Source organism: Mesorhizobium sp. SARCC-RB16n (genome assembly GCF_008520305.1).
In the GTDB taxonomy this organism is placed as follows: Bacteria; Pseudomonadota; Alphaproteobacteria; order Rhizobiales; family Rhizobiaceae; genus Mesorhizobium.
Window position 1 is genome coordinate 207,014 of the sequence record NZ_ML703253.1, and the last position, 17,942, is coordinate 224,955.

Below are 17,942 nucleotides of genomic sequence, written 5' to 3' on the forward strand. Positions count from 1 at the left end.
GGACAAACGTTAGCACCGCCCTGTCGGCGGTCAAGGGATTACTAGCGGAAATGCGGCTCCTGAAGTGCGTTCCACAGGCTGGGGAAAAACTGGTCCAGAGAATTGGTCCAGATGACCTTGAATGCGAGGGCCCGCAACAGTGACCGACAGTACGGAAGCCCCTCGCCGCACCCGCATCCAGCAGGAAAAGCGCGAGCTGATCCTGGAGGCCGCGCTCGAAGTGTTCTCCACCAACGGCTTCCGTGGCTCGACCATCGACCAGATCGCCGAAGCCGCCGGCATGTCGAAGCCGAACCTCCTCTACTATTTCCGCCGCAAGGAGGACATTCACGAGACATTGATGGAGCGGCTGCTCGAAACCTGGCTGGCGCCGCTCAGGGAACTGGACGATATCGGCGACCCGATGACCGAACTCAGGAGCTATATCAGGCGCAAGCTGGAAATGGCCCGCGACTTTCCGCGCGAGAGCCGGCTGTTCGCCAATGAAATCCTTCAGGGAGCGCCGCGCATCATGCCGCTGCTGACGGGCGAACTGAAGACGCTGGTCGACGAGAAGGCCGCCGTCATCAAGGGCTGGATGCGCGCCGGCAAGATCGCCCGGACAGATCCCTGGCACCTGATCTTCGCGATCTGGGCGACAACGCAGCATTATGCCGATTTCGACGTCCAGGTCCGCGCCGTGCTAGGACCAAACCGCGGCGGCGAAGGCCGCTTCGAGGATGCTGCCCGCTTCCTCGAGCAATTGTTCCTCGACGGGCTGAAGCCGAAGGGCTGACGCGTTAAAATGGTCTCAGGCGCTGCGCCGTTGGGCCGGCATCGCGTCCAGCAGTTGTTGCAACTTGGCGATCGAGTTCTGCTCGGCGAGCGGTGTGTAGACGATCAGCCGCATGTCCGAGCCGTCGTCGATCGACAGGCTCATATGCTCGAAAGCCATCAAGCCTGCCTCGGGATGCCGAACGTGCTTCACGCCGGTCAGCCTTCGCGCCACGTCGCGCCGGGGCCACCAGTCACGGAACTCGGGACTTGAGTTCATCATCAGCGCGATCAGCCGTTCGAAATCCGGATCGCCGACATATTTAGCGCTTTCGGCACGAAACGAAGCGAGCACCATGCGGGCGCGTTCTTCCCAGTCGACCAGCAGGCGGCGATGGTGCGGATTGGTGAAGACCAGGTGGACGATGTTTCTGCTATCGCCCTCCAGCAGGCCATAGTCGCCGAACACAGCTGCCGCGGCCGGGTTCCAGGCGAGCACATCCCAGCGCCGGCCGACCACTTGGGCCGGCTGCAGGACGAGGCTTTGCAGCATGTGCAACAGCGTGGCGTCCACCTTCTCGGGCGTCGCCCCGCGCCGTTCGGGCTGCTGGCGGCCGGCGAGGATGAACAGATGCCGCTTCTCGACGGCGTCGAGGCGCAGCGCCTCGCACAGCGCCGCCAGCACTTCCACCGAGGGCCGCACATCCCTGCCCTGTTCGAGCCAGGTATACCAGGTGGTGCCGACGCCGGCGATCATCGCCACTTCCTCGCGCCGCAGACCCGGCGTGCGCCGTCGCGGGCCGGTTGCGATGCCGGTGGCCGATGGCGTCAACCTTTCCCTGCGCGAACGCAGGAAAGCGCCGAGTTCGCGCCGGCGGCTCTCGTCGGCTGATTGGGTGGAGACAGCGGTAGCGTTCATGTCGGCTATTATAGCAGTATTGATACCAGGATAAAGTTTGAACTGTTTGCCATGGGCGAAGCGCCCCATCTTGCGTTCAGGGCAGCAACAGGAGGCTCTGAACATGGAATTTAAAGACAAGACCGTCCTCATCACCGGGTCGACCGACGGCGTCGGCCGGGTCGTGGCACAAAGGCTGGGTGCCGCCGGCGCACGGGTGCTGGTGCATGGCCGCGATGCCACACGCGGCAAGGCCGTTGTCGCCGAGATCGAAGCCGCCGGCGGCAAGGCCGAGTTTTTCGCGGCCGATCTCGCTTCGCTGGCGGAGGTACGACGCCTCGCCGAGGCCGTGCGTGCCAGAACGAACCGCCTCGACATCCTCATCAACAATGCCGGCGTCGGCACGGCTGGCGACAAGCGACAGACAAGCGCCGACGGCCATGAACTGCGCTTTGCCATCAACTATCTCGCCGGCTTCCTGCTGACCTCGGAGCTGCTGCCGCTGCTGAAGGCAAGCGCGCCGGCGCGCATCATCAATGTCGCGTCCGCCGGCCAGCAGGCGATCGATTTCGACGACGTCATGCTGACCCACGGCTATAGCGGCGTGCGCGCCTACTGCCAGAGCAAATTGGCGCAGATCCTGTTCACCATCGATCTGGCCGAGCAGTTGAAAGGCACCGGCGTCACCGTCAACGCGCTGCATCCGGCGAGCTACATGAACACGACCATGGTCCGACAGGCGGGCGTGACGCCATGGAGCTCGGTCGAAACCGGCGCCGAAGCCATCGTCAACCTTGCCACCTCGTCAGCGTTCGAAGGCCGCAGCGGCCTCTATTTCGACGGCCTGCGTGAATCCCGCGCCGATGCCCAGGCTTACGACGCCAAGGCAAGACAGCAATTGCGAAGCCTGAGCCTCGACCTCGTCGGGCTGGCTTCGCCAAAATCGAAGGAAGAACAACCATGACCGGCAGAACCGAACACACAGTCATCATCGGCGGCTCATCCGGCATCGGCCTGGCGACCGCGCGCAAACTGCTTGGCCCGGGCATGAAGGTGACGATCACCGGGCGCAACCAGGACAAGCTCGTAAGCGCCTGGAAAAGCCTTGGCGGCGCCGCCGACAAGGCCGCCTTCGACGCTTCGAAGCCGGATGAGGTGCGCCAGTTCTTCGCGCGGCTCGGCCCGTTCGATCACCTCGTCCTGGCGGCGAGCGGTGGCAAGGGCCTCGGCCCATTCGAAACCCTCGACCTTGCCGACATCGGCAGCGGAGTCGAAGAAAAGGTGCGGCCGCAACTGTCCTGCCTCCAGGCCGCACTGCCGACGCTCAACAAGAGCGGATCGGTGACCTTCATCTCGGCCGTGTCGGCTCAGGTCGCGATGCCAGGCATCGCCGGCATCGGCGCGATCAACGGCATGTTGCTGACCGTAGCGCCAATCCTGGCGGTCGAACTGAAACCGCTACGCGTCAATGTCGTGGCGCCCGGCGTCATCGACACGCCGTGGTGGGACTTTCTGCCCGCTGAGCAGCGACAGGCGGTCTTTGCCGACTATGCAGGGAAAACTCCGGTCGGCCGCATCGGCCGCGCCGAGGACGTCGCCTCGGCAATCGCCTTCCTCGTCTCCAACAGCTTCATGACCGGCCAGGTGCTGACCTGCGATGGCGGTCTGCGGTTCGCCGCCTGAACGGCGAAGGGATCAATTGGAAATCAGGCCGGGCCAGAACGCGAGCGTCATCAGCCCGGCAACGATTGCAAACCAAACCGCCAGATGGGCCGCCTTCGTGAACGACCGGCCCGCTTCGCGCGCTCGCTTGGGGCGTAGAGGATCGTACATCACCTCGACTGAAGCGCCGACCGATCCCGTGGTCCTATTGATCGGCAAATGCGATTCGAAACGCCAAGTCTTACCCACCCGATCGGCGAATTCGATAATCGGCGTATCCGGGCCATCGCTCGACTTATCGATGCCAACGACCTTGCCGGCGGCAAGGGCACCGCGCCGCCGGAGGACAATGTCGCCATAGGTCTGCGCACTGACGAGCGCGAGGAAGAAGACGCCGCACAGGAAGCACCATATCTGCATATCGCCGGGATGCTGGCCGAAGGCTTCCGCGATTGCGCGGAACGGAAAAAGCGCCTGGTGGAAGGCCTCCGAAACGCGTGCCCAGAATGCAGTCCAGCTCTGCTCCATGAACGCTCCGACGGGCGAACCTGCACGTCTAATAGAGGACAATCGCGACAGAGCGATTAACGCCGATCCAACAATTGCGCCGAATCCGCCGACGGAGATCAAGGACGTGCGGGCCTTTAACAGACCCGCACGACGGGAGAACGATCAGGCAGCCTTGGCCGCCGGCATCGGATGAATGGCGTGGAACGGGATGCAGAGCCGGTTCCAGGTGTTGATCATGCCCAGCGCGACCGACAGCTTGACCAGTTCGTCTTCCGAGAAATGCTCGAGCGTGCTGGCATAGAGAGCGTCCGACACGCCATTGTTGGCGATCAGGGTCACGGCCTCGGTCCAGGCGAAGGCGGCACGTTCACGCTCGGAAAACAACGGCGATTCCTTCCAGGCCGACACCAGATAGAGCCGCTGCTCGGTCTCGCCGTCGCGGCGCGCCTCGCGGCTGTGCATCTCGACGCAGAAGGAACAGCCATTGATCTGCGAAGCCCTGAGTTTGATCAGGTGCAGCAGGCTCACCTCCAGTCCGCATTCGTCGACCGCCTTGTTGAGCGCCGACACCGCCTTCATGATCTCGGGCGCCTTGGCGAAGAACTGCATCCTCTGTTTCATCGTCTTTCCTTTCAGGGTTTTAGATTTGCTTGGTTGAACCGGATTTCTGCGGCCGCTGGTGACGCTCGACAAAGGCGCAACTCGCGGCAAACGATCTGGGGTCGCCTTCCGCGGCATAATCCGCCACGATGTCGGACAGCTTCACCTCGGCGAGCGCTGCCCGGTAGGCGCGCTCGGCTTTCAGCATCGCGGCATTGATGCCGCAGGGTTTGACATAGGCCGAGGCATCGATCTTGACCGGACCATTGCGGCGGATCTCGCCGCAGCGAAACGCCGGCTCGCGCCCTTCGACGGCCAGCACGATGTCGAGCAGTGTGATGCGTTCCGCCGCCCGTGCCAGCCGATAGCCGCCTGCCGGACCCGGCACCGATTCCAGGATGCGCGCCGCGCTCAACATATTGAGATGTTTCAGGAGGTAGCTCGGCGACAGGCCAAAGGATTCCGCCAGGGCCGCGCCCGGCATGGTGCTGTTGCCATCCACACTGGCCAGCGTGGCCGCGCAGTGAATAGCCGCCTCAACCCCCTCGCCCAGCTTCATGATGCCAATCTCCAATTCCTGGATATCTTTTATCGTGGATAATTCTTATCTGCAATAGGGAAATGAAAAAACGGCGCCCGAAGGCACCGCTTTTTTCGTCGAATGTCTGTTCCCTACTCCGCCGCCACCTTGGCCATCGGGTTGTTCGGGTGTGTGGTCCAGTTGGCGTAGACCGGAGACACGGGCTTGCCGGTGCGCTGGTCCATCACACCGGCCGCCAGCGGCTCCATGGTGATGCAGTTCTCGACCGGGCAGACATTGACGCAAAGGTTGCAGCCGACGCATTCGGCCTCGATCACCTCGAAATGCCTGACGCCGTTGACGACATTGGTGATCGCCTGGTGCGAGGTATCCTCGCAGGCGATGTGGCAGCGGCCGCATTTGATACAGGCGTCCTGGTCGATATGCGCCTTGGCGACATAGTTGAGGTTGAGATATTGCCAGTCGGTGACGTTTGGCGTGGCGCGGCCGATGATGTCGTCGAGTGAGCGGTGTCCCTTCTCGTCCATCCAGTTTTCGAGGCCGGCGATCATCTCCTGCACGATCTTGAAGCCGTAGGTCATCGCCGCCGTGCAGACCTGCACATTGCCGGCGCCCAGCGCCAGGAACTCGGCGGCGTCCCGCCATGTGGTGATGCCGCCGATGCCGGAGATCGGCAGGCCGCGGGTTTCGGGGTCGCGGGCGATCTCGGCCACCATGTTCATGGCGATCGGTTTCACCGCCGGGCCGCAATAGCCGCCATGCGAACCCTTGCCGTCGATAGTCGGCTCCGGCGCGAAGCTGTCGAGATTGACGCCGGTGATCGAGTTGATGGTATTGATCAGCGACACCGCGTCGGTGCCACCGGCATGTGCTGCCCGCGCCGGCTTGCGGATGTCGGTGATGTTGGGCGTCAGCTTGGTGATGACGGGCATGCGCGTATACTGCTTGCACCAGCGCACCACCATCTCGATATATTCCGGCACCTGGCCGACGGCCGCGCCCATGCCCCGCTCCGACATGCCGTGCGGGCAGCCGAAATTGAGCTCGATGCCGTCCGCACCCGTCTCCTCGACCAGCGGCAGGATGGATTTCCAGCTTTCCTCGACGCAAGGCACCATGATCGATGCGATCAGCGCGCGGCCGGGCCAGTCCATCTTGACCTGCTTCATCTCGCGCAGATTGGTTTGCAAATCGCGGTCGGTGATCAGCTCGATGTTGTTGAGGCCGAGCAGGCGCCGGTCGGCGCCCCAGATCGCGCCGTAGCGCGGGCCGTTGACGTTGACCACCGGCGGCCCTTCCTCGCCGAGCGTCTTCCAGACGACACCGCCCCAACCCGCCTTGAAGGCGCGGATGACATTGTAGGCCTTGTCGGTCGGCGGCGCCGAGGCCAGCCAGAACGGGTTGGGCGATTTGATGCCGACGAAATTATTGCGGATGTCTGCCATGCTCATGCCCTCCCGTTAAGGGTGAGTGCCCGGTTGATACTCTCGGCCGCATCGCGCCCCTGCGCTACCGCTGAAACCGTCAAATCATCACCACCGAAGATGCAGTCGCCGCCGGCCCAGACCTTGGCTAGCGAGGTGCGCCCTTCCGCATCGACCTTGATGCGGCCGGCTTCGAGGTCGATCGACGCGCCACTGCCATTGAGGGCGGAAGGAACAAAACTCTGGCCGATAGCCTTGAACACCTGGTCGGCAACCAGCGTCAGGGTCTCGCCGGTGCCGGTGAGTTTGTCGCCGTTGAGCGCGGTGTATTCAAGTTCGATGGCCGACACCTTGCCACCGTCAGCGATGACGCGCTTCGGCTGCAGCCAATGGCGGATGGTGACGCCATTCGCGGCGGCCAGGTCCTGCTCGAATTCGGAGGCGTTCATATGCTCCTGGCCGCGCCGGTAGCAGATCGTCACCTCCTCGGCGCCAAGCAGCTTCGACTGCACGGCGGCATCGATCGCCGTCATGCCGCCGCCGATGACGACGACGCGGCGGCCGACCGGCAGCCCTGAGAGGTCGCTGGCCTGGCGCAGTTCGGCAATGAATTCGACTGCGTTGGTGACGCCGGCCGCGTCCTCGCCATCGGCGCGCAGTGCGTTGACGCCGCCAAGCCCCATGCTGAGGAATACGGCGTCATAGTTGCGGGTCAGATCGGAGAGTTGGTAGTCGCGGCCGAGCGCCTTGCCGTTCTGGATGTCGATGCCGCCGATCGCGGTGACATAGTCGACCTCGGCCTGGGCGAAATTGTCGACGCTCTTGTAGGCGGCGATGCCATATTCGTTGAGGCCTCCGGCCTTCGGGCGCGCCTCCAGGATGGTCACGTCATGGCCATGACGGGCGAGCCGATGCGCCGCGGCAAGACCGGCCGGCCCGGCGCCGACCACGGCTACGGTCTTCCCTGTTGGCTCGGCACGCGGATAAAACTGCTTGTTCTCGCTCATCGCGACATCGGTGGCGTAGCGCTGCAAACGGCCGATCTGCACCGGCTTGCCTTCCGCCACCTCGCGCACGCAAACTTCTTCGCATAGCGTCTCGGTCGGGCAGACGCGGGCGCACATGCCGCCCAGGATGTTCTGGTCGAAGATGGTCTTGGCGGAACCGATCGGGTTGCCGGTCGAGATCTGGCGGATGAAAAGCGGAATGTCGATCGAGGTCGGGCATGCATTCATGCACGGCGCGTCGTAGCAGAAATAACAGCGGTCGGATTCGACCAGCGCCTCGTGATGATCGAGCGGCGGATGCAGGTCGGAAAAATTCTCGGCATATTGGTCGGGCGACAGCCGGCCGCCGGCAATACCCTCTTTGAACTGGCCTTCTGGCATCGTCAGTTCCCCATGTTTTGTTTTGAGGAAGGCTAGCACGTTTTATTTTTTTATCAATTGGTCAATTTTTGACGCAAACTGCTGAAAAGGCTGAATTAAAAGATGACACTTGTATTCAAGTTAAGGTGACGGTGACGCAAGCATAGAGCCGCCGCCTATGCCGATGCCGTGGATCGACCTGATCTCTTCGGCGACCAATTGCTGCAACGTCCAAAGATTGCGGTCGCGGATGCCGAATTCCTCGAGGTGGCTGACCGTGTTGTAAAGATATTCCACGCCGGAACCGACATGGCCGCAAGCGCGCGCCAGCACCCGTGCCACCGTCTCCAGAGGCTGCCCGAGTGAAGTGCCTCTGCCCGTCACCCCGACCCAGAAACCCAACGCCCGCAACGGCCCTTGCGCCGTACGCACCGGAACCCACCTGACAGAAGCGACGCTCTCATGATCGTCGATCTCGCGCCGCAACAACCTTTCGATCTGCGCGGCCTTCTCCCGTTCCGGCAACCGATAGATTACACCATCGCATCTTCCGCCGCGTTCGAGCGCCATCATCAGTCCTGGCTGCGCGACGCTGCCGCGCCAGCGCACCATGTCGATGCAGAAGGAGCGGTGCCAGCCATAGGCGGTGGCGCGCTGGCGTTCGACGGACTCGAAAACCGGTTTCCAGATCAGCGAGCCATAGGCGAACACCCACAGCGGCCCCGCGTCTGCTTCATCGGTCAGCCGCGCGGAGAGAGCCTGGAAATCCTCGTCGCTCAGTTGTGTCCAGCTACCGCTGGGCCCAGGATCGGCCTCCTCGCGATGGCACAGCGCGACAAGCTCGGCCGTAAGTGACATCTGCCGCATGGATCGGGTCCCCTTCTCGAGCCGAGCAAAGGCGAAAATCGCAAGGCATGCAAGATGCGGGGAGGCTGCGCCTTGCCGTTCCGGATTTTCAGCCCAGATGTCGGATTTCTGTCGTCAAGATCGTCCTAGGATGGATCGAACGACGATCGGCGCACAACGGTGAGGAGACCGACCATGCCAAAATCCCCGATGCCCTTCTTCTGGTACGAACTGATGACGTCGGACCTCGACGCCGCAGAGGCTTTCTACACAAAAGTGGTCGGCTGGAGGGCCCAACCCTTCGACAAGGCCCCAGGCATGCCGCGCTATATCGTCATGAATGTCGGCGAGCGTGGCGTCGGCGGCTTGATGACGATGCCCGAGGATGCGGCCAATATGGGCATGCCTCCAGCTTGGCTCGGCTACATCCACACCAAGGATGCCGATGCCGCGACGGCGTCGGTGGAAAAGGCAGGTGGTGCCGTTCACCGCCAGCCCGACGACATTCCAGGCGTCGGCCGCTTCGCCGTCGTCGCCGATCCGCAGGGCGCGACCTTCATGTTCCTGCAGCCTAACGGTCCGGACCAGCCCGTCGTGCCGGCCAGCACGCCTGGCCATATCGGCTGGCACGAACTCTACACGAGCGACTGGAAGGCCGCGTTCGATTTCTATTCCAGCCAGTTCGGCTGGGCCAATGCCGGCGAATTCGACATGGGGCCGATGGGTATCTACCAGACCTTCACGGCCGGTCCCGAATCCGGCGGCGGCATCATGAACAAGCCCGAGCAGATTCCGGTGCCGGTCTGGCAGTTCTATTTCAACGTCACCGGCATCGACGCCGCAGCAAAACGCGTCACCGACGGTGGCGGCAAGATCCTGATGGGACCCATGGAGGTGCCCGGAGGCAGCTGGATCGTACAGTGCCAGGATCCGCAAGGCGCGCATTTCGCTTTGATGGCGCCGGTGCGATAGCGCCCACGCCAACCGCTGATATCACGCTTGCTGGCGTCGGCTCACTCCGGCGCCAGCACCGCGACCTTGAGGGTCTCTTTCTTGGCACCGCTGAACTGGACGGTGGCCGTGCCTGCCGCAAGCTTGAAGCGCACGCTCTTGCGGATGCCGGGGCAAGTCTTGACGCCGCTATAACCTACCGATTTCACCGGATGGCCGTCCTGGATGACATCGATCCAGGCCTCGCCCGACACGCTGATCTGGATGGCTCCCTCCGGCGGCACCGCCACGCTGGCGACGGCGCCAAACGTGCCCGCTGCCGGGGTGTGTTCGGGCGGCACCGCGAAGCCGGCCTTCTCGGCCGGCACCAAAACCAGATCCGCGGCCGAACCGACCGTCAGCGTTGCCCCTGATGGCGTTGCCGGCGCCGCGGCAAACAGCGCCTGCTCTCGCGTCACCGGCCATTTGAAGGCCTCGCAGCCGGCGTCCTCCGCCATGGCTAAACTGGTGCCTGCAAGGAGTGCGAATAGGCTGATGATGACTTTTTTCATGGCACGGAAATCCACACGTTCAGAATGCCCATGTCAATACAACCATAGAGACAAGAATGCAACCCAGGCGAGAATAATATGGGAGGGCATGCCGGGGAACATCTTCAATCACCGATTGTTGATGACATGCCAAGGGAAGTGAATGGTCCATCGCTGGGCGATAATCTATCGCCGGGCCGGGAGGGTGAAAAGGAGTTCAGATGAAACTTTTTGAAGGCCTTGCCAGGTACCGGCCGCAAGCGCTTGGCGTGTTGCGCATCATGACCGCGCTGCAGTTCATCGAACACGGCAGCCAGAAATTGTTCAACTTCCCGGTAAGCGCCCAACCCCACGCCCTTACCGGGCTGACCACGACCGCCGGCATCCTCGAATTCGCCGGTGGCATCCTGCTGGCACTCGGCCTTTTCACCCGCCCGGTCGCGTTCCTCCTGGCCGGTGAAATGGCGATCGCCTATTTCTCGACGCACATGCCGCGCGACTTCTTCCCCGTCAACAACAGCGGCGACGCGGCGATCTCGTTCTGCTTCATCTTCCTCTATCTGGTCTTTGCCGGCGCCGGCGCCTTCGCGCTCGACAACCGACGCAACGCATGATGCTCCATGCAGGGGTGCGCTCTCATCCCCGCATCCGTTCGAAATTCGCATCGAACAGCGGCGCCGCCTGCATGCGCGCCGCATGCCGCTTGCCCAGCAACTCGATCTCGAAGCCGTCGCTCTCGTCGGCGATCTCCTTCGGCACATAGCCGACGGCGACGGACTTCTTCGAATGGTGGGCATAACCGCCCGACGTCACCCAGCCACGCACCGCGCCGCCGAACCAGATCGGCTCGTCGCCGATGACATCGGCATCGTCGGCGTCGACGATAAAGGCGCGCAGCCGCAGCTTGCCGCCATGCTCGCGCTCGGCCAGTGCCGCTGCCTTGCCGATGAAATCCGCGTCCTTGCCATAGGCGACGAAGCGATCGAGGCCGGCTTCCAGCGGCCCGTAGATCGGCCGGTATTCGCGCCCCCATGAGCCATAGTTCTTCTCCAGCCGCAGCGCGTTGAGCGCGCGCGAGCCGAACAGGCCGATGCCGAACTCTTCGCCCGCCGCCATCAGGGCGTTGAACGCCGCACGCTGGTATTCCGGCGCCACCCATATCTCGTAGCCGAGATCACCGGTGTAGCTGACGCGGCCGACCAGGCATGGCGCCATGCCGATATCCATCTTGCCAATGGCCATGAACGGAAACGCCGCATTCGATATGTCGGAGCGCGTGGCTTTCGCCAGCACGTCCCTCGCCTTGGGACCGGCGATCGACAGGCCGGTCAGCTTTTGCCCCAGCGCTTCGATGTGAACCGAGCCGTCATCAGGCAAATGCTGCTCGAACCAGCGCATATGATATTGCTCGGCGATGCCGGAGCCGGCCAGGAACCAGCCCCCTTCTTCCCGATCTTGGGGCCCCAGATTGGCCAGCGTGAAATCGCCGATCAGCCTGCCGTCTTCCTTCAGCATCGGCGCCAGGGTCATGCGATCGGGCTTCGGCAGCTTGCAGGCGAGCATCCGGTCGAGCCAGGCCGCGGCCCGCTCGCCCGTCACCTTGTATTTGGCGAAGCTCGATATCTCCGACAGGCCGACGCCCGAGCGCACCGCCGCGACTTCGGCGGCGACATGGGTGAAGTCGCTCGAGCGCCGCCATGAGAACTCGTCCTTGATGCCCTCAGGCGCGTACCAGAGCGGCACCTCTAGCCCATAGGCGACCCCCCACTGCGCGCCGCTCGCCGACAACAGGTCGTAGACCGGCGTCGTCTTCAGCGGCCGCCCGGCGGGCAGTTCCTCGTTGGGGAAGCGGATCGAAAAGCGCCTGGAATAATTCTCGCGCACCTTGGCGTTGGTGTAGGCCATCGTCGCCCAGTCGCCATAGCGCGCCACGTCCATCGCCCAGATATCGGCGCCTGGATCGCCCTCGATCATCCAGTTGGACAGGGCCAGGCCGACGCCGCCGCCCTGGCTGAAGCCGGCCATCACGCCGCAGGCGACCCAGAAGCCCGGCAGGCCGCGCACCGGCCCGACCAGCGGGTTGCCGTCTGGCGCGAAAGTGAAGGGCCCGTTGATGATCTGCTTGATGCCGGTGTTCTGGAAAGCCGGGAAATGCCGGAAGCCGACCTCGAGCGACGGCGCGATGCGGTCGATATCCGGCGCCAGCAGTTCATGGCCGAAATTCCAGGGCGTCTGGTATTCGGACCACGGTTTGTTGGCCTTCTCGTAGGTGCCCATCAGCATGCCGCCGCGCTCCTGGCGCAGATAGAGCTCGCCGTCGAAATCGACCGCGTGGATGACCTCGGTGCCGGTTTTCTGGTTCCAGGCGGCGACCTCCGGCATGTCCTCGGTGATCAGGTACATATGCTCCATGGCGAGCACCGGCAGTTCGAGCCCGACCATCCGGCCGACCTCGCGCGCCCACAGGCCGCCGGCATTGACGACGTGCTCGGCCACTACCTCGCCCTTGTTGGTGATGACGCGCCACATCCCGTCGGGACGGCGCACGATGTCCTCCACCTTGGTGAAGCGTTCGATCTCGGCGCCGAGCTTTCGCGCCGCCTTGGCATAGGCGTGCGTGACGCCCGACGGATCGAGGTGGCCGTCCTCCTTGTTGCGGACGGCGCCGACGAACTGCTTGGGATCGAGCAGCGGCATCAGCTCGGCCGCCTCTTTCGGCGAGATTTCCTCCAGTTCGATGCCGAGATAACGGCCCTTGGCGACGACGCCGCGCAGCCAGTCAAGCCGCGCCTCGGTGGCAGCCAGAAGCACGCCGCCGGTCAGGTGCACGCCGGTCGCCTGGCCGGAAAGCTCCTCTATCTCCTTGTAGAGATTGATGGTGTATTTCTGCAGCTTGGCTACGTTGGGATCGCCATTGATCGTGTGCATGCCGCCGGCCGCGTGCCAGGTCGAGCCGGAGGTCAGCTCGTCGCGCTCCAGCAGCACGATGTCGGTCCAGCCATGGCGGGCGAGGTGGAACAGCACGGAACACCCGACGACACCGCCGCCAATGACCACGACCTTTGCATGCGATTTCATGGATTTTTCTCTGATATCAATAAGTTGAATGGGTGAGTGGATTCAGGATGAGAGGCGTCACGGCTCGCCCTGCCCGATCGCCTCGCGCCGCTTGGCCATGTAAGCCTCGAGCTCTTCGCGCACGGCTATGTCCATCGCCGGTTCGACATAGTCTTCCAGCGCCTTTTTCCACAGCCGCGTCGCGCGCGCGGTCGCGTCGAGGCCGCCGGCCTCCTGCCAGGCCTCGAAATTCTGCCAGTTGGAAAGCATTGGCTGGTAGAAAGCGGTGGCGTAGCGCTCAAGCGTGTGCGGCTCGCCGAAGAAATGGCCGCCGGTCGGTACCGCGCCCAGCGCCTCGACGGCAAGCTCCGCCTCGTCGACCACGATCGGGCGCAAAAACTCCATCATGTGCTGGATCATCTCGACGTCGATGATGAATTTCTCGAACGATGCCGTCAGCCCGCCCTCCTGCCAGCCGGCGGCGTGGTAGACGAGATTGCCGTGGCCGAGCACCGCGCCCCACAGCGCCATCAGCGTCTCATAGGCGCCTTGCGCATCGGCGGCGTTGGAAGCCGAGCCGGGCGTCGTCCGGTATGGCAGGCCGTAGCACCGCGCCAATTGTCCGGAGGCGATGTTGGCCTTGGTATTTTCAGGCGTGCCGAAGGCCGGCGCACCCGACTTCATGTCGACATTGGACGTGAAGGCGCCATACATCACCGGCGCGCCCGGCCGCACCAGTTGCGTCAGCACCACGCCGAACAGCGCCTCGGCATTCTGCTGCGCCAGGGCGCCGGCCAGCGTCACCGGGCTCATCGCTCCCATCAGCGTGAAAGGTGTCACCGCCACCGACTGGCCATATTCGGCCATGGTCATCAGCCCTTCGGCCATCATCTCGTCGAAGCGGCGCGGCGAGTTGACCGAGATGATGGTGGCGATGCCGGGATCGTCCCGCATCTGATCGAGGGTGAGCCCGCGCGAAATCGCCATCATCTCGATGCCGTCCAGAGCCCTGCCCCGGCCGATCGCCGAAACATGAAAACTCTTGTCGGTCAGCGTCAGATTGGTGAAGTACGTATCGAGGTGGCGTGAATTGGCCGGCAGCTCGACCGGTGCGCAGACCTGGTTGCCGAGCATGTGGACGCAGTTGAAATGCTGCGCCAGCCTGGTGAGATCAGCATAGTCGTGCAGATTGCCGGCGCGGCGGCCGCGCTCCATGTCGTGCACATTGGGAGGACCGGCCACAAGCGTGAAATTGATGGTGTTGCCACCGAGGTGGACGGCATTGGCCGGGTTGCGTGGTGTCAGCGTATAGTCGGACCGCGTCGTCTTCAGCGCCTCGTCGACCATGCCGCGATCGATGCGCACATTGGCCGAGGCGTGATCGACCCTGGCGCCGGCCTTCTCGAACAGCGCCAGCGCACGAGGGCTCATCACCTCGATGCCGAAATTCTCCAATATGTGCATCGACGCCTGGTGGATCGCCTCGATCTGGTCTGATGACAGCAACGCCATCGGCGGATAGGGATTGATCACCCGTCTGGGCGGCAGCTGCGCGATGGGCGCTGGCCCCCTGTTGCTGGTGCGCTCGGCGCCGCGCTTGCGTCTTGGTTCGGTCATGCCGGCATCAAAGCTTCGGCAGCGTTGCCGGTCTGTCAGAAATACGCCGTTTGCCGGCGTGATTTTAGCCAAGGCGGCATATCTGCAACGTCTGTTTAGAAAAAGCGACAATCGGCGTCGGAATACCGATATGGCATTTTCTCGCCTGCCGACGAAGCGTTAACGGCGGCAGCAAGATTCCCTTTATGATTTCGGCCTATTGCTCATCCAATGCACAGGTCGAGTTTTAGTAAAATTGTAGCGGTTGGCGTGCTGCTTGCACTTTCGGCCTGCGCGACTGCACCCAGTCACATCAACAATGTCTGCGCCGTCTTCGACCAGAATGACGGCTGGTTCGACAATTGGCAGTCGGCGGCCGAGCGCGCCTCCCAGAAATACGGCGTGCCGGTGCCGGTGCTGATGGCCACAGTGCGCAAGGAATCCGGCTTCAAGAGCAATGCCCGGCCGCCGCGCACCAAGCTGCTCGGCTTCATTCCGTGGAAGCACGTCTCCTCGGCCACAGGCTTCTCGCAGGCGCTGGACGGCACCTGGTCGCAATATCAGAGCGAAACCGGCAACTGGGCGGCGCGGCGCACGAAATTCGCCGACGCCGTCGACTTCGTCGGCTGGTATCATTCCAAGACATCAGACGCATACGGCGTCGCGCGCAACGACACCTACAACCTTTACCTCGCCTATTACCTCGGCTGGACCGCCTATGGCCGAGGCAATCGGGGCGATGCCGGCGTCCAGGGCTATGCACGGGCTACCGACAAAATGGCCCGCGACTATGAAGCGCAGCTGCGGCAGTGCGGAAGCTGACACTCAACCCCAGGTTAGTGCCGCCTTGTCGTATCTTTCGGCTTTGAAACACCGGTTTCGGAAACCTCGTCGCGGACTTCGTGACGACGGGCCCGCAAGACGGCGTCCGCGTCCTCGGCAGCCTTTCCGGTCGCATCGGCTTCCGCATTGGCATTTTTGCCGCTCGGGCGCGCCGGCGGCGAACCGGCAAAGCCTGGACCTTCGCCATGCGCCGCATCATCCGGCACGCCCTCATGGGCGGCGTGTTCCTTGTCGAACTTGATCACCGGCTCCATGGTCTTGAGCACGTCGTCGGAAAGCCAGCACAGGCTCATATGGCCATCGCCGAGGTTCTTGACCGGCGGCACCTTGGTCTCGCACAGATTGTCCGGCACCAGCTTCTTGTAGCCGCAGCGCGTCTGGAACGGGCAGCCGGACGGCGGGTTCATCGCCGAGGGGATGTCGCCTTCCAGCACGATGTGTTTCTTGACCACGCTGGTGTCGGCAATCGGGATCGCCGACAGCAGCGCCTCGGTATAGGGGTGGTAGGGCGGCGCGAAGATCTGGTCCGTCGTGCCCTGCTCGACGATATAGCCGAGATACATCACGACGACGCGGTCAGCGATGTAGCGCACGACGGAGAGATCGTGGCTGATGAACAGCATCGTCGTCTTGTTCTTGCGCTGGATGTCCATCAGCAATTCGGTCACAGCCGCCTGCACCGAGACGTCGAGCGCCGAAACCGGCTCGTCGGCCACCACCACCTTGGCATCGCCGGCAAAGGCGCGGGCCACGCCGATGCGCTGCTTCTGGCCGCCGGAAAGCTGGCGCGGCTTGCGGGTCTCGAAGGCACGCGGCAACTTCACCAGGTCGAGCAGCTCCAGCATGCGCTTGCGCCGGTCGGCGACCGTCTTGCCGACATTGAATTTTTCGAGCGTGCGGATGATCTGCGATCCGACCGAATGGCTGGGGTTGAGCGTGTCGAACGGATTCTGGAACACCATCTGGATCGACGACACGGTGTCGACGCTGCGGCTCTCGATGCCGGTCGACTGGATTTCCTTGTTGCCCAGCGTCACGCTGCCGGAACTGGCCGTCTCCAGTCCGAGCAGCACCTTGGCCAGGGTCGACTTACCGCAGCCGGATTCGCCGACGATGGCGACCGTCTCGGATTCGCGCGCCATGAACGATATCGTCTCGTTGGCCTTGACGACACGGCCCTCGCTCGAGCCGAACACCTCGCTGCCGCCGACCTTGTAGTATTTCCGGAGGTCCTCGATCTTGAGCACCGGCGCGCCGGGCACGACGCGCTCATTGACCTTCTTGGCGCCGGGCGGCAGCGCTTCCCAGTCGATCTCGTTGAAGCGTACGCAACGCGAGAAGTGGCCTTCGTGTCCCGCGACTTCGACCATCGGGATCTCGGCGGCGTTGCAGACGCCCTCGACGAAATGATGGCAGCGCGGACCGAAATTGCAGCCCTTCGGCCGCTCGTGCGGCAGTGGCAATTGGCCGGGGATAGAGATCAGTGGCCGCGAGTTCTTGTCGGCGCCCGGCAGCGGGATCGAGCGGAACAGCCCCTGGGTATAGGGATGACGCATCCGGTCGAAAACGTCCTTGATCTTGCCGGTCTCCACCGCCTCGCCCGAATACATCACCGTGATGCGGTCGCAGGTCTCAAGAATGAGGCCGAGATTGTGCGAGACGAAGATCATCGAGGTGCCGAATTTTTCGCCCAGCCCCTTGACCAGTTCGACGATGCCCGCCTCCACCGTCACGTCGAGCGCCGTGGTCGGTTCGTCGAGCAGAAGCAGCGCCGGCTTCGACAGCAGCGCCATGGCGATGACGATGCGCTGCTGCTGGCCGCCGGACAGCTGGTGCGGATAGGAGCGCATCATGCGCTCCGGGTCGGGAAGCTTGACCGAGCGCACCATTTCGAGCGCGCGTTTATAAGCCTCTTCCTTCGACACCTTGTCGTGGATCAGCGGCACTTCCATCAGCTGCTGGCCGATCTTCATCGCCGGATTGAGGCTGGCCATCGGCTCCTGGTAGATCATGGCGATCTTGTTGCCGCGGATGGCGCGCAGCTCCTCCTCGGAGAGCTCGCCCATGTCCTTGCCCTGGAACTTGATCTTGCCGCCGACGATCTTTCCGATGTTGGACAGGTCGCGCATGATGCCGAGCGACACGGTCGACTTGCCGCAGCCGGATTCACCGACGATGCCCATCGCCTCGCCCGGCATGACCGTGCAGGAAAAATCCATGACGGCCGGTATCTCGCCCTTGCGGGTGAAGAAGGAGATCGACAGGTTCTCGATCTCGATGATCGGCCCATTGGTCGGGTTGGCGGGATTTCGAACTGCCTCGTTCATGGGTCGCTCCAATCCAAATTGTACCAGATACGGGTCA

General features: G+C 63.3%; 17 protein-coding genes. 6 read left to right on the forward strand and 11 right to left on the reverse strand.

Annotation, left to right across the window (positions count from 1 at the left end; translation table 11 throughout):
* Positions 1 to 139: 139 nt before the first annotated feature.
* The gene (locus tag C7I87_RS01040; protein WP_149902443.1) at positions 140 to 775 is read left to right on the forward strand and encodes a TetR family transcriptional regulator C-terminal domain-containing protein; all 636 of its coding nucleotides are present in this window, start codon (positions 140 to 142) and stop codon (positions 773 to 775) included.
* 15 nt (positions 776 to 790) lie between these two features.
* On the opposite strand, the gene C7I87_RS01045 is transcribed toward C7I87_RS01040, so the two are convergent.
* On the reverse strand, positions 791 to 1,672 hold the full coding sequence (locus C7I87_RS01045) for a helix-turn-helix transcriptional regulator (RefSeq protein ID WP_149902444.1): 882 nt from the start codon (positions 1,670 to 1,672) through the stop codon (positions 791 to 793).
* 103 nt (positions 1,673 to 1,775) lie between these two features.
* On the opposite strand from C7I87_RS01045, the gene C7I87_RS01050 reads away from it, so the two are divergent.
* Both C7I87_RS01050 and C7I87_RS01055 read left to right on the forward strand, forming a co-directional pair.
* The gene (locus C7I87_RS01050) at positions 1,776 to 2,615 is read left to right on the forward strand and encodes an SDR family oxidoreductase (RefSeq protein ID WP_149902445.1); all 840 of its coding nucleotides are present in this window, start codon (positions 1,776 to 1,778) and stop codon (positions 2,613 to 2,615) included.
* Positions 2,612 to 3,334 (forward strand): SDR family oxidoreductase, encoded by a 723-nt coding sequence (locus C7I87_RS01055; RefSeq protein ID WP_149902446.1) that lies wholly within the window; start codon positions 2,612 to 2,614, stop codon positions 3,332 to 3,334. The genes C7I87_RS01050 and C7I87_RS01055 overlap by 4 nt, the downstream gene beginning before the upstream one ends.
* A gap of 12 nt (positions 3,335 to 3,346) precedes the next feature.
* Here the strand turns inward: C7I87_RS01055 and C7I87_RS01060 are convergent, their stop codons facing one another.
* The 6 genes from C7I87_RS01060 to C7I87_RS01085 all read right to left on the reverse strand — a co-directional run bounded on the left by C7I87_RS01060 (position 3,347) and on the right by C7I87_RS01085 (position 8,622).
* Complete coding sequence (locus C7I87_RS01060) at positions 3,347 to 3,943, reverse strand: DUF3592 domain-containing protein (protein WP_149902447.1); 597 nt, start codon at positions 3,941 to 3,943, stop codon at positions 3,347 to 3,349.
* Between the two features lie 42 nt (positions 3,944 to 3,985).
* Complete coding sequence (locus C7I87_RS01065; protein ID WP_149902448.1) at positions 3,986 to 4,444, reverse strand: carboxymuconolactone decarboxylase family protein; 459 nt, start codon at positions 4,442 to 4,444, stop codon at positions 3,986 to 3,988.
* Positions 4,445 to 4,463: 19 nt separating this feature from the next.
* Entirely contained in the window at positions 4,464 to 4,982 is a 519-nt protein-coding gene (locus tag C7I87_RS01070; protein WP_149902449.1) for an RrF2 family transcriptional regulator, read from the reverse strand.
* Positions 4,983 to 5,095: 113 nt separating this feature from the next.
* Complete coding sequence (preA, locus tag C7I87_RS01075; RefSeq protein WP_149902450.1) at positions 5,096 to 6,409, reverse strand: NAD-dependent dihydropyrimidine dehydrogenase subunit PreA; 1,314 nt, start codon at positions 6,407 to 6,409, stop codon at positions 5,096 to 5,098.
* 2 nt (positions 6,410 to 6,411) lie between these two features.
* Positions 6,412 to 7,776 (reverse strand): NAD(P)-dependent oxidoreductase, encoded by a 1,365-nt coding sequence (locus C7I87_RS01080; protein ID WP_149902451.1) that lies wholly within the window; start codon positions 7,774 to 7,776, stop codon positions 6,412 to 6,414.
* A 120-nt stretch (positions 7,777 to 7,896) separates the two neighbouring features.
* Complete coding sequence (locus C7I87_RS01085; RefSeq protein ID WP_149902452.1) at positions 7,897 to 8,622, reverse strand: gamma-glutamylcyclotransferase; 726 nt, start codon at positions 8,620 to 8,622, stop codon at positions 7,897 to 7,899.
* A gap of 174 nt (positions 8,623 to 8,796) precedes the next feature.
* Between C7I87_RS01085 and C7I87_RS01090 the strand changes: the two genes are divergently transcribed.
* Positions 8,797 to 9,573, forward strand: a complete 777-nt coding sequence (locus C7I87_RS01090) for a VOC family protein (protein WP_149902453.1) — start codon at positions 8,797 to 8,799, stop codon at positions 9,571 to 9,573.
* Positions 9,574 to 9,614: 41 nt separating this feature from the next.
* Here C7I87_RS01090 and C7I87_RS01095 read toward each other — a convergent pair whose 3' ends face one another.
* Complete coding sequence (locus C7I87_RS01095) at positions 9,615 to 10,103, reverse strand: hypothetical protein (RefSeq protein WP_149902454.1); 489 nt, start codon at positions 10,101 to 10,103, stop codon at positions 9,615 to 9,617.
* A 200-nt stretch (positions 10,104 to 10,303) separates the two neighbouring features.
* Between C7I87_RS01095 and C7I87_RS01100 the strand changes: the two genes are divergently transcribed.
* A complete protein-coding gene (locus C7I87_RS01100) occupies positions 10,304 to 10,696 on the forward strand; it encodes a DoxX family protein (RefSeq protein ID WP_149902455.1) in 393 nt (130 codons plus the stop codon).
* Positions 10,697 to 10,718: 22 nt separating this feature from the next.
* Here the strand turns inward: C7I87_RS01100 and C7I87_RS01105 are convergent, their stop codons facing one another.
* The gene (locus C7I87_RS01105; RefSeq protein WP_149902456.1) at positions 10,719 to 13,160 is read right to left on the reverse strand and encodes a GcvT family protein; all 2,442 of its coding nucleotides are present in this window, start codon (positions 13,158 to 13,160) and stop codon (positions 10,719 to 10,721) included.
* A gap of 57 nt (positions 13,161 to 13,217) precedes the next feature.
* Positions 13,218 to 14,756 (reverse strand): trimethylamine methyltransferase family protein, encoded by a 1,539-nt coding sequence (locus C7I87_RS01110; RefSeq protein WP_149902457.1) that lies wholly within the window; start codon positions 14,754 to 14,756, stop codon positions 13,218 to 13,220.
* A gap of 210 nt (positions 14,757 to 14,966) precedes the next feature.
* Here C7I87_RS01110 and C7I87_RS01115 point away from each other — a divergent pair, with 210 nt between their 5' ends.
* Positions 14,967 to 15,557, forward strand: a complete 591-nt coding sequence (locus C7I87_RS01115) for a transglycosylase SLT domain-containing protein (protein ID WP_149902458.1) — start codon at positions 14,967 to 14,969, stop codon at positions 15,555 to 15,557.
* Positions 15,558 to 15,571: 14 nt separating this feature from the next.
* On the opposite strand, the gene C7I87_RS01120 is transcribed toward C7I87_RS01115, so the two are convergent.
* Complete coding sequence (locus C7I87_RS01120) at positions 15,572 to 17,905, reverse strand: dipeptide ABC transporter ATP-binding protein (protein ID WP_149902459.1); 2,334 nt, start codon at positions 17,903 to 17,905, stop codon at positions 15,572 to 15,574.
* Between the last annotated feature and the right edge of the window lie 37 nt (positions 17,906 to 17,942).